The organism is Marinomonas rhizomae, assembly GCF_003315485.1.
GTDB lineage: Bacteria > Pseudomonadota > Gammaproteobacteria > Pseudomonadales > Marinomonadaceae > Marinomonas > Marinomonas rhizomae.
The window spans coordinates 53,693-65,355 of record NZ_QNSE01000018.1 but is presented as its reverse complement, the minus strand read 5'-3'; the positions used below and the strand labels follow the sequence as shown (position 1 = coordinate 65,355).

The window sequence follows — 11,663 nt, the reverse complement described above, 5'->3', positions numbered from 1 at the left end:
CGCCGTGATCACGCTTCATTTATGGCTCTATATCATCAGTCTATGATTAAAAATAGAATCACCTGTTGAATCTTGGGTGTATGTGAAATATTGTGAATTTATATTAATTAAGTAGGCTGAGAAGTAGAAATTCTACAGCCTCGTTAAAAGTCAAAAGGAGTGAACATGATCAATTGGGTAAATGTAAGGTCATCAGCCATAAGAAAGATTGGCTATGACGCATCCACAAGTCGAATGTACATCGATTTCGAAGATAGTGACCCGTATTACACTTACTGTCGTGTGCCTGAGTATGTATTTCAAGAATTCATAAATGCAAGTTCAGTTGGCCGGTATTATCATGCTTATATCAAAGACAAATATGATTGCTAGCATAATTAAACTTTTAACAAATCAAAGCAGAAACGCCACTTCTTGGCCGGACGCGCTAACGCGCGCCGCTGTTTGAAGCGTTATACGAGCAGGAGGCGAAATGGAACGCGGTATAATAATTACTCCAAATTATTCAATTTTGAATAATGGGCATGGATTACAAATGAATGGCTCCGTCGAGCCGATAAATCTCAGAAACTACCTTCTTTTTTGGGACAAGATAGATTATCCAACAAACAATATGATTCATATTGATGGTGGCCAGGATGTTGACTTCCTCATTCAAGAAGGGATTGCTAAATCTACAACGGTACGATTTCGTGAGTTACGAGGTGATCAAAATGGATTTTTACCACTAGCAACTCAAATGGCTGCTTACGAAGAAAACAACAAAGTTGAAAAGGAAGAGTGGAGTATTGCCCAGCCAACGGATCAATTAATTGTTCCTCAGCAATATGCAAAAACACAGGGGTGTTTAGAATTTGAATTGTATAATGCTATCCAAATTCCAACAGGTGATGTCCCTCTTCCAGAAGTTATTGATTTTAAGAATAAAAGGTTACCAGAGCTTTTAGCGTTACGTGATGCTATGGATTCAATTGTAGATACTGTAGTTGCAAGCCAAGACATACCTAAACGAAAGAACAAAGCAATTAATAAACTTCATCGCGATTTAAATGATTTCAATCGCGTTATGAAAGAAACTGGCTTTAAAAGAGTTAAGCGTTCCTTAACGGCAATAGCTACTGACCCATGGTTTGGTGTAAGTAATGCAATGATGTTAGGTAGTGGTTATTTGCCAGAAAATTATCAACCATACATGCAAGGGCTTAATGTGGCAGCTCTAGGGGCATGTGCACTGAAATTTAGCTATCGCGAATTGGGCGTTGGACGTAACATACCCGTTGAGTATAAACACTTTGCATATCTTTCAAGCATCCAGAAAGAGCTCGTATAACAAACAATTTAAGGGTGATTCGGCACGCGTGGCATTTTTACTATGCGTTAGTTTTAGTGGTTAAGGTGGTGTGCGGAGGCATCGGTATTGCGTGCCTCACACCTTAATTGGGCGCTAGCCTTACGGTCATAAACATTACTTTTTAGAAGTCTGTCTTATCAAGGCGCTCGCTTTTAAATATCACATCGCAAATGCTTACCGAGGCTAGTTCCGTCAGATCACGCCTCGTTCCTCGTCTCATCAGATCTACATGGTTGGTTGGGCGAATGTTCGCCAATTATTGAGACTAGAGGAATAATTAGCTGGTGATGGCAGCATTAGTTCTTTCCAAATTGGAGTGATACTGTAGTGATACATTTTAATCTGAGGTGTCGCTATGAGAACCGAAGTCGTTACTACGTTAAAGAGGCAGGCAACAAAGCTGCTTGCTGATTTGCGTGAGTCAAAAGAGCCTATTCTCATAACTGAGCATGTTCAGCCATCAGCCTATTTGCTTGATGTTGCTGATTACGAGTTGATGGTGTAACGGATGAAGATTTTGGAAGGTACCGCGAAAGGCGAGCAGGCCATCCGTGAAGGTCGAACAATGGATATGTCGCAAGCCAAAGAGAAAATGAGTAAAGGGGATTTTGATGGCCTTCATTCTTATCCTGCTGATTTTAGTTTTGTAAGAAGTTGAGTATGGCTGGCTGAAAAGCTATTCGCCTTTGAGTATCTAAATTTATTGTGCTTTTTTGACAAGGAGTGTTGAATGCGTATGTTCAAAATTGAGACATTTTCTCACGACAGTGGGGAGCTAATAGATTCAATGTCCGTTCCTACTGCGTTGGTAAAATCTATACTGACGTTGCTACCTAAAAAATTCATGTCTAAGTTCGATGAAAATGGCGATCAGCTAGAGGTGTTACTTTCTGCCGTGTTAAACCCTGATTACAATGGGGTTATTCTTGATTTGGTAGACGTTGCAGATAATGAGCGAGTTGTTTTTTCAGTGACCTAGTTGTGCTTATAAAGAGCTAATATCAGAACTTTGAGATATGCGGTCAGGTGAACCTCCCTTACTCTTTATCTGCCTCCAATTCATTTACCTCCAAAATTAAAGTTAGTCGTACACCTAGGGCTTCAATTTCTGATAAACCCTATCTATTGCATATAATTACAACGTAACTACAATGTAAGTCATGGATGACTTAAAATTCGAATGGAATTTCGACAAAAGCGTATCAAACATACAGAAGCACGGTGTCTCTTTTGATGAAGCAAAGACTGTGTTTACAGATGAATATGCGCGATTAATTGGCGATCCTGATCACTCGCAAGATGAAGATCGCTTTTTGCTACTTGGCACAAGTATAGAATCTAACTTACTCGTCGTTTGTCATTGCATAAGAGAAGCAGAAAGCATTCGTATCATTTCTGCACGTAAAGCAAGCAAACAAGAACGTAAGGTATATGAGGATTATCGCTATGCGTGATCATTATGATTTTTCAAACTCAGTCAAAAACCCTTACGCTAAAAAGCTTAAGAAGCAGGTCACGATAAGGCTTGATGAAGATACTGTTGAGTATTTTAAGGCGTTGGCGGATGACAAGGGCATTCCTTATCAAAGCTTAATCAATTTGTATTTAAGGGATTGTGCGCAGTCACACCGTGACTTGAAGGTGGAGTGGCAATAAACCATCTTCATTCCAAAAAAACGGAGTCTGTAGCGCTTTTAAGTTCAAACGCTCCAGAGTCCAATCCTTCTATTTCTAACCTTTCCTAATCACTGCACTGACTTTGGTGTTTGCGTGAATAGGTAACTCACGGCTTGTGCCAGTTTTGGGCTGATGTGTCCACCGCGTAGTAATGTCCAAAGCGGTTGTTTGGTTTCTGGGTGTTGGCTAAGTTCGGCGGCGATTTGTTTGAAGGCGATATAACCGTCTTCTCGGTGCGCCAATTTTTCCATGATGATACGCAGTAGCTGCGGGTTTTGACCTAGCCAGTGTGGGCATTTTGCGGCGAGGGCGGCGATAGGATGAAGGTCGTCGTCCTTGCATTCGGTTAGGCTGCCAAGTAAGCCAAACAGTGGCAATAATAGTGTGTCGTTTAAATCAGCTCTGGATAGGGCGCGTAGGTAACTTGCCTGCATCAGTGCGTCTTGCTCGGTTTGTAGTTGTTCGATAAGTGTATTTTGTAATTCGCGTGACAGGGTTTCGTGTTCAAGGGCGTGACACAAGGCGCTAACCACTGGCTTAGCAGCGTGTTGAATGGCTTCTTGTATGAGTGCTTGGTACTTGTCTTCGTCAACTCTGGCGGCCAGTTCAGCAATGCCTTGCAGTCCTAGTGTTTGCCAGCTGTCGTCTTGTTCGGTTAGACCCGACGATAGATACTTAACAACATCATCAAAGTAATGTGATGGTGTTTTTCGCAAGTCTTTGCCTAGCACGGCATGCAAGCTTGCCATACGTTCTTGATCTGGTTTGAAGGCATAAGGGTTGTCTTCAAGCGCTTCTGATAACCCTGCTTCTTCGCCTTTATGCAGTATTTTATCAACAATGCTTTTGATAAAATGATCGCGCGTGCCAAGGTTTAGGCAGCCAGCTTCGTCTAGTGGTAATTTAAGAAACCAAATTACGCCTTGATCAATGATGTCTTCTTTTTTGGTTTTTTTGCCTTCGTTTTCTTTATTTAATAAACATGCTAACCAGGCGTGTTGGCGAAATGGGAAAGGGTAGGCTTGTTGCTTGCGGTCGAATTGGACTGCTTGTTGTGGTGTTATTTTGGTGATGTTGCGACCTAAATCGTAGTAACTCACATCACAACCGACCATATCAAATAGGTCAGACAGAGATTCTATTTTGTTCATGATAATGTATTGGCTCATGTTGCCGAAAGAACACGTTGGTGTGCGACTTTCTGTTTGAATAAAGATACGTTATCTTACCGTTTTTCAAAGGAGAAATCAGGTTGAAAAAAGCCTTTTCTGCCCATCATGTGTTGGCCGATTTGTTGATGGATTTGCAAATGGCCATGCAAGATTGCGATGTTTGGGAATGTGAAATACCTTCTCAAGAAGCGTTGCAAAGCTCTGAGCCTTTTTGTGTTGATACGATGAGATTCGAGCAATGGTTGCGCTTTGTGATGATTGAGCGTTTTAAGGCTATGTTGGCAGCGGGGAGTGATTTGCCTGTGCGCTGCCATATTTCGCCAATGGCGGAAGAAGCGTTTGCTGATAAACCGCAGGCCAACGTTCATCAGATTGTCACCTGTTTAAATAGGATTGATCAGCATTTAAGTGGTAGTTTGTGATATCCAGCTTGCTTCATCATTCATTAGTCAAAGACCTTGCTTGGCTGGTGGAAGGGCATTACATCGAGTGTGATTTTGATCTTCAGCCTTATTGGGTGGCAGATGTAAATGAACGTTTGTTGTTGTTAGATCGTGAACCAGGGTCTCTCGTTACGGCAGTGAATGCTTGTAAATCGCATTTTCTTGGCAGTTACTTTGAGACGCTGTTTTCATTCGCAATAGAGCATTTGTCGCATTTAAAAATACACTTGGAACATTTTCAAATTGAAAGTGAAGAGAAAACCTTGGGTGAAGTCGACATGTTGGTGGAAACGCCTGATGGAAAGCTTCATCAATTTGAAATTGCGATTAAGTTTTATCTAGAAAGGCCGGATCTTTTTCCGCATGATTGGATTGGGCCAAATAAGAGTGACAGCTTATTGAAAAAGGTCACGAGAGCCAGAGAGCATCAGTTGCAGATATTACAAACAGAAGAAGGATTGTCTGCGATTAATGACGTTGCTAAAGGACGCCAGCCGATTTCTAATTTATTGGTGTTTGGCCGTTTATATTCTGCTTTGAATAATGCAGAGGACATTCGTGATTGGCTTAGGGGTACTGAGTGTGGCGCTTGGATTCGTATATCTAACATGCATTTACTTACGCCTTGGTTCGAAGGTTTTTTAATCTTACAAAAGCCTCATTGGCTGTCTGTACCGAATATAAGTGATAATTTTTCTTTCAATTCTCTGCAATCTGCCTACAATCTTGTAGGCGATTTCCTACTTGATGATCGTCCTCGACATATGCTTCTTAAGTCGATTCTTTATGAAATAGATCAAATGCATAGATTTGTGTTTGTTGTGCCAGATTCATGGTGATAGGTTCGATAGAGCTTATCACCAAAATGTATAAACTGTATTTTAGTAGTCCCTAAAAGAAATGACCGATTTATCAAAATTACTGCATCGTAAAATGCCATTAGCTGCTTGGATTATAGATATAGAGCAATCAAGTGTGCCGTGGTGTAATGAAGCGGCAGAGGCTTTATTAGAGGACTCTTTGAGTGACATTAAATCTGGCCAACGAGTGATCGGGTCTGAGCTAAAAGATCGCTTGTCTTTGTACTTAGAGGCTCTGGAAATCGGTGATGCTTTGCCGTTTAAATGGCCATTCGTCGCGAAAAATGGCGCTCAGTTTAATGTCCATGGATCAGTTATTTCTTTAGGCGGTGCGCGCAAGGGGTTGTCGGTCGAGGCGCACCCTGTTCCCCCCTCTCGCATTTCGTTAGAAAACCTTAGTTCAGGTCTTCTGTCACAGTTCACCACTTTGTCTTTCGCTGTTTTTGAACAGAGCGGCGTGTATGTAGAAGCCAGTAAGTGTTTTGTTGAACATTTTGGTGATATTAAGCATGTGCGTGATTTATTTGCAGTATCTGGTGCCGCCAATAGTTTTATTCGGCGTTTAGCTGAACGGGAATGTTTGTCTCAAGAGATAATGCTCTCAACAAAAAATGGCGTTCGTTGGCATAAAATTGAAGTGTCCTATCAGCCGACGACCAATGTTGTTTATTTGTTAACCCATGATATTCAAGAAGAAAGAGACCACGAAGTCGCGTTGTATCGGCTTAATAATTACGATGGTCTAACTCATTTACCGAATAGAAATTTGCTCTATCAACAATTAGAAAGTGCTTTGGTGAACGCGCGTAAGCGAAATCGTCAATTTGGACTTTTGTATTTAGACTTAGACGGCTTCAAAGTGATCAATGATAATTTTGGTCACCGGGTTGGTGATGAGCTTATTCAGCGAGTTGCAGAACGCATAAAAGACAGCATTCCATCTGGTGCTTGCCTGTATCGTTTAGGTGGCGATGAATTTGTGGTGGTGTTAGAAAATACTAAGGCAGTGGAAGAACTAGAAAGTATTGCCGAAAGTATTATGCAGAATGCGAGTAATACTTACCCTGTCGCCAAAATGGAAATGATGATTACTGCGAGTATTGGTATTGCAAGCTATCCTCAGCATGCTGACGACATCGACAATTTACTTAAAAATGCAGATGCTGCTATGTATCGAGCCAAATCAACTGGCCACAATATGTATTGTGTTTATGAATATCACATGGCTGATAATATCAATGCGCACCTTACGCTGGGCGGTGGTTTACGAAAAGCGATAGAAGAAGAACAATTCATTCTTCACTACCAACCAAAAATTCGACTTCCAGATGAAACTATTGTCGGCGCAGAAGCCCTGATTCGCTGGATTCATCCTGAATTGGGTATGATCAGTCCAGATCAATTTATTCCTCTGGCAGAAGAGAGCGGTTTGATTCTTCCTTTGGGTAAATGGGTGATTCGAAGGGCTTGTCGTCAGTTACAAGAATGGCGTGAAGCTGGTTTGGCTCCTATCAAACTGTCCGTTAATTTATCTAGTCGTCAATTTATGCAGGCTGATTTGGTTGATATGGTGCAAATAGCACTGGAAGAAACGGGTGTTGATCCTCAGTATCTTGAGCTTGAGCTAACAGAAAGTATGTTGATGGCGGATGCTCAGCAATCGATTGAAAAGCTACATAGCTTTCGTAAATTGGGGCTGACTTTGTCTATTGATGATTTTGGTACGGGTTATTCATCGCTCGCATATTTGAAAAAATTCCCGATTCAAACGCTAAAAATAGATCGCTCTTTTATCCAAGATTTGGGGCAAGGGTGTGATAATGATGCCATCGTGAAAGCGACTATTGCTATGGCGAATGGGCTGAATTTAAAAGTGATTGCGGAAGGCGTGGAGGAGCGGTCACAAGTTGACACTCTAAATGGGTATGAGTGCCAAGAAGTACAAGGTTATTTATTTTCCAAACCTTTATCCAGTGACGATTTCGTTAGTTATTTAAAAAATCATAACCTAACAATCTAGCGGTTAGGCTTTCAAATGAAGTACTGAAATAAGAAAGCTTTGTGGCTTTGGATGTTTTGATGTTCTGCTTGCGGCTAATAGGATATTCTCCTTGCTCAAGCGCCAATTAATAAACTAGGGTACACTGTGTCGACGCTCGAAAACCTTTCTTGTCCAATAGATTCTGCACTACTCATTCGTCATGAACGAGTCTTAACGTGTGAACATGGACACACCTATGACTTAGCCAAAACGGGCTACGTTAATCTTCTTCCTGTACAAAATAAACGTTCTAAAGACCCTGGTGACAGTAAAGAGATGGTTGTCGCACGGCAAGCATTCTTAAATCAACATCACTATTTTCCTATTGTTAGCGCGATTTTATCTTCTTGGCCAAAAGACCATTTAGTCAGTGGTGTTCGGATTCTCGATGCTGGTTGTGGCGAAGGTTATTATCTCAGCGAAATTGGCCATGCTATGAGTCAACAGGGCATCGATGCTGAACGAACGGGGCTAGATATCTCAAAATGGGCGATTGTCGCGGCCAGTAAACGAGATAAAACGGTCAGTTGGTTGGTGGGGAGTAATGCTAGCTTGCCTGCGCCAAATGAACGCTATGATGCGGTTTTGTGCCTATTTGGATTTCCTATTTTTAAGGAGTTCGCTCGAGTGCTTAGCGAAGATGGTTTGATGTTGTTGGTAGAGTCCGGTCCAAATCATCTTATTGAGTTACGTGAAATACTTTATCCATCGATTCACGATTACAAGCAGACTTTTTCTGAGGGGATAGCGGATTTTGAATTGGTTTTGGAACAAGCGGAAACCTTTACTTTCACCCTAAATACGCAAGAAAAAATTCAAGAGTTATTGAGTATGACGCCTCATATTCATAAGGCGTCATACGAAGGTCGGGAAGCGGTAAAGCAGCTCGATTCCATCATCCTCACTGCGGACATTAAGCTTCGCTGGTACCGAAAAAAAACTAAGGAAGTGAATCATGTCTAGCCATTTAGATGACCTTTTTAATAAGAACAGAGAGTGGGCTGCCAAGGTTACCGCTGAAGATCCTGAGTTTTTTTCGACTCTATCCAAGCAGCAGCAACCTGAATATCTTTGGATCGGTTGTGCCGATAGCCGGGTTCCTGCTAACCAAATTGTTGATTTATTGCCGGGTGAAGTATTTGTTCACCGTAATATCGCCAATGTTGTTGTGCATACAGATTTAAACTGTTTATCTGTCATTCAATTCGCTGTAGATGTGTTGAAAGTGAAGCATATTATGGTGGTTGGTCATTATGGTTGTGGCGGTATTAAGGCGGCAATGGGGACAGAAGAGCATGGCATGATAGACAACTGGCTACGGCATATTAAAGATGTTTATCGTTTACATAAAGATGAAATAGATGCGATAGAAGATGAACACACTCGTTTTGATCGTATGTGTGAGTTGAATGTGGTTGAACAGGTTGCGAACGTTTGTCAGAGTAGTATCGTTCAAAATGCTTGGAAAATGGGCCAAGAGCTGCATGTTCATGGTTGGTGTTACAGCATTGAAGATGGTCATATCACCGATCTGAAACGCACTGTGTCGAATGCGCAAGAGTCTCTTGAGCAAATGAACAAGATGTAAGAAGCTAAGTGGATGACGTAGAGTCATCGAGAGTTTTCTTAACGCAATAAAAAACGAGCCATGTGCTCGTTTTTTTATAAGTCGTTCTGTATTGCCTGATGAAAGTGGTAGCCTTACAGGTTATTGTTTTCGGCAATAGTACGAGCGCATCCCGCGATGGTAGAGCGTAGCCAAATATGTCCTGGATCGTGCTGTAGTAATGGGCTCCATAGCATTTTCAATTCCACTGGTGGAATGTCAAACGGTGGCGGTAAAACAACGACACTGGTGTTTTCTTTCATTAAGCGAGTTGCCAACGACGGCAAGGTCGCAATTAGGCCAAGTTGTTCTGTAGCGCGCATGGCGACATTGTAGTTACGAGTAAATAAACGAATATTACGTTTGAAGCCTAGGTCCGCTAGTGAGCCATCTACCCAGCCCAGTTTTTGCACTTCTTCTGGTTGAATGCCAACACCGACGCCAAACCCTGTTTTGCTTACCCAAACGTGTGGAGAAGCGAGGTAGGTTTCTAGGGAAAAGTTTTTTGCGATCTCTGAATCAGCTGGAACTAAACAAGAGAAATGATCAACCCAAACGGATTTTTGGTGAAAGGACTGTGGTAAGACATCGAAGCGGTTGATAACCAAATCAACTTTGCCTTTTTCAACATCGTGGAAGCTCACATCGCTTGGATTCATTACATCAAGTATAACGTTTGGTGCTTCGGCTTGAAGTTTTTTCATTAAGGGTGGAATCAGTGTGGCTTCAGCATAATCACTCGCCATAATGCGAAACACGCGAGAGCTGGATTCCGCTTCAAAGCTTTGTCCTAAGTGCAGAACTTCATCAACTGACTGTAAGATACTTTGCACACGTGGCTGCAATTGAATTGCCAAAGCGGTTGGCATCATGCCATCGCTGGTTCTGACTAATAGCGGGTCATGAAATAGATCTCTTAAACGTCTTAACCCGTTGCTCATTGCTGGTTGTGTAATGCCTAGCTGGTTGGCGGCGTGGGTTACATTTTGTTCTCTTAGTAAGGAGTCCAGATAACGAAGTAAGTTAAGATCTATTTTGTCTAACTGCATAAGGGAAGGGGCCTATGTCCACTAATCGTAGGGGCTGCATCATACTCTATTTTGCCAATAAATAGAATTACAGCCCCAATTCAGTCGAAATGCTAGGCAGTAGCCACTTAAGACGCTTGGGCGAGTTGCTCTATGACTTCATAACAGGCGCCCATAGTGTGATAGTCGGTTTTACCCGCTGGGCTTTTACAGTCATCGAAGGCTTTATTATCCTGAGTTAGAATTCTAAACCAAGCGCCATATTGATGGTCGATCATATGAGACCAACTGTATTGCCAAAGTTGTTGGTACTTATCCCAATAATGTTCTTCTTTGGTGGTGATGGCTAACATAGCTGCAGCAGCAAAGGATTCAGCTTGCACCCAAAAATATTTGTCACCGTCGCAAACATTACCTTCTGGATCGTAGCCATAACAAAGGCCGCCGTTTGTTTCGTCCCAGGATTTCTCCCAAGCTGAATTAAACAGTTTTTGCGCGGTTGGAACCAACCAGTCTAGAGGTGAGCGTTGGTTGATCAAAAGTAGCAGTTTGGCCCATTCTGTCTGGTGCCCAGGTTGAAATCCCCAAGGACGGAATAAGTGTTTTGGGTCTGCTTTGTTGTAATCCCAGTCAACTTGCCAGTCAGTTGTGTAATGTTCCCAAATCTCACCACCAGCAAGGGCTGCTTGGCGTAGGCAAATATTATTAGCGAGTAATATAGCGCGCTCAAGATAATGAGGCTCGCGTGTGGCGTCGTAAGCAGCAAGCAGTGCTTCGCAGCTGTGCATATTGGCGTTTTGGCCGCGATAAGGTGATACATCTTGCCAGTCACTGGATATTTCGTCTTTGTACAAACCAAACTCGGCATCCCAAAAATATTTTTCCATGGTGTCGAAGGTTTCTTGAATCCATGGTTTTGCTTCTTCTACGCCGGCTTTATAAGCGGTTGCATAAGCGAGCATAACAAAAGCAAAGCCATAACAATGGTTGGTTTCATCAAGGTTTTTATCTTGGTTGAGTAGCCAAACATAACCACCATTTTCGCGTCGATGACGATTTCTCAAGTAATGTAAGCCGTGACGTGTTGTCTCTAAATACTCGGCTTTACTTTCTGCTTGATAGGCTTTTGCGTAATTAAAAACAAAACGCGTACTGCTGACCAAGTGGCGAGTATCTGTGTCATAAATGTCACCATTATCTTTGAAGAATTGAAAAAAACCACCTGCTGGATCAATGCAATTTGGGTGATAAAAATTCATGGTTGTTTGAATATGATCTTTTAAAAAAGCGCTAGAGGTAAATTCTGGAAAAGAAGGCATGGTTTCGTCCTTTGCTGTGGCTCTGCTGTATAATGCGAGCTTGTTATTTTTGTCGTGCAGTTTTCTCATCTTAATGAGTTGTGCAATTAAATCAATTAGATTTATTAAATGCTGGCGATTGGTTAAAATCTTTGCATGGTATGTTGTTCGGGACCTAATGGTTGAG

The 11,663-nt window shown here is 42.0% G+C and carries 13 protein-coding genes and 1 pseudogene; 11 read left to right on the top strand and 3 right to left on the bottom strand.

From position 1 onward, the window contains the following. Positions 1-165: 165 nt before the first annotated feature. The 6 genes and pseudogenes from DFP80_RS19030 to DFP80_RS19000 all read left to right on the top strand — a co-directional run bounded on the left by DFP80_RS19030 (position 166) and on the right by DFP80_RS19000 (position 3,007). Positions 166-372 (top strand): KTSC domain-containing protein, encoded by a 207-nt coding sequence (locus DFP80_RS19030; RefSeq protein WP_113918371.1) that lies wholly within the window; start codon positions 166-168, stop codon positions 370-372. Positions 373-472: 100 nt separating this feature from the next. Further along, complete coding sequence (locus tag DFP80_RS19025) at positions 473-1,330, top strand: DUF6236 family protein (RefSeq protein WP_113918370.1); 858 nt, start codon at positions 473-475, stop codon at positions 1,328-1,330. A gap of 376 nt (positions 1,331-1,706) precedes the next feature. Beyond that, positions 1,707-2,009, top strand: a pseudogene (locus DFP80_RS19015) (type II toxin-antitoxin system Phd/YefM family antitoxin). 72 nt (positions 2,010-2,081) lie between these two features. Next, positions 2,082-2,330 carry a hypothetical protein gene (locus DFP80_RS19010; RefSeq protein WP_113918368.1) on the top strand — a complete coding sequence of 83 codons (249 nt, stop codon included), beginning with the start codon at positions 2,082-2,084 and terminating at the stop codon, positions 2,328-2,330. A 181-nt stretch (positions 2,331-2,511) separates the two neighbouring features. Further along, complete coding sequence (locus DFP80_RS19005) at positions 2,512-2,805, top strand: BrnT family toxin (RefSeq protein ID WP_113918367.1); 294 nt, start codon at positions 2,512-2,514, stop codon at positions 2,803-2,805. Beyond that, positions 2,798-3,007: a BrnA antitoxin family protein gene (locus DFP80_RS19000; RefSeq protein ID WP_113918366.1), complete on the top strand. Its 210-nt coding sequence runs from the start codon at positions 2,798-2,800 to the stop codon at positions 3,005-3,007. The genes DFP80_RS19005 and DFP80_RS19000 overlap by 8 nt, the downstream gene beginning before the upstream one ends. 89 nt (positions 3,008-3,096) lie before the next feature. Here DFP80_RS19000 and DFP80_RS18995 read toward each other — a convergent pair whose 3' ends face one another. Further along, entirely contained in the window at positions 3,097-4,179 is a 1,083-nt protein-coding gene (locus DFP80_RS18995) for a DUF3549 family protein (RefSeq protein ID WP_113918373.1), read from the bottom strand. A 101-nt stretch (positions 4,180-4,280) separates the two neighbouring features. Here DFP80_RS18995 and DFP80_RS18990 point away from each other — a divergent pair, with 101 nt between their 5' ends. The 5 genes from DFP80_RS18990 (at position 4,281) to can (ending at position 9,132) form a co-directional block, all read left to right on the top strand. Further along, on the top strand, positions 4,281-4,622 hold the full coding sequence (locus DFP80_RS18990; RefSeq protein ID WP_113918365.1) for a YqcC family protein: 342 nt from the start codon (positions 4,281-4,283) through the stop codon (positions 4,620-4,622). Next, positions 4,619-5,482 carry a DUF1853 family protein gene (locus DFP80_RS18985; protein ID WP_113918364.1) on the top strand — a complete coding sequence of 288 codons (864 nt, stop codon included), beginning with the start codon at positions 4,619-4,621 and terminating at the stop codon, positions 5,480-5,482. Before DFP80_RS18990 ends, DFP80_RS18985 begins: the two co-directional genes overlap by 4 nt. Before the next feature lie 61 nt (positions 5,483-5,543). Then, entirely contained in the window at positions 5,544-7,523 is a 1,980-nt protein-coding gene (locus DFP80_RS18980) for a putative bifunctional diguanylate cyclase/phosphodiesterase (protein WP_113918363.1), read from the top strand. Positions 7,524-7,649: 126 nt separating this feature from the next. Next, complete coding sequence (locus tag DFP80_RS18975) at positions 7,650-8,507, top strand: putative RNA methyltransferase (RefSeq protein ID WP_113918362.1); 858 nt, start codon at positions 7,650-7,652, stop codon at positions 8,505-8,507. Further along, entirely contained in the window at positions 8,500-9,132 is a 633-nt protein-coding gene (gene can, locus DFP80_RS18970; RefSeq protein WP_113918361.1) for a carbonate dehydratase, read from the top strand. Before DFP80_RS18975 ends, can begins: the two co-directional genes overlap by 8 nt. A gap of 113 nt (positions 9,133-9,245) precedes the next feature. Here can and DFP80_RS18965 read toward each other — a convergent pair whose 3' ends face one another. Both DFP80_RS18965 and DFP80_RS18960 read right to left on the bottom strand, forming a co-directional pair. Further along, positions 9,246-10,199: a LysR family transcriptional regulator gene (locus DFP80_RS18965; protein ID WP_113918360.1), complete on the bottom strand. Its 954-nt coding sequence runs from the start codon at positions 10,197-10,199 to the stop codon at positions 9,246-9,248. Between the two features lie 107 nt (positions 10,200-10,306). Continuing rightward, complete coding sequence (locus DFP80_RS18960) at positions 10,307-11,497, bottom strand: AGE family epimerase/isomerase (protein ID WP_113918359.1); 1,191 nt, start codon at positions 11,495-11,497, stop codon at positions 10,307-10,309. Positions 11,498-11,663 lie beyond the last annotated feature (166 nt).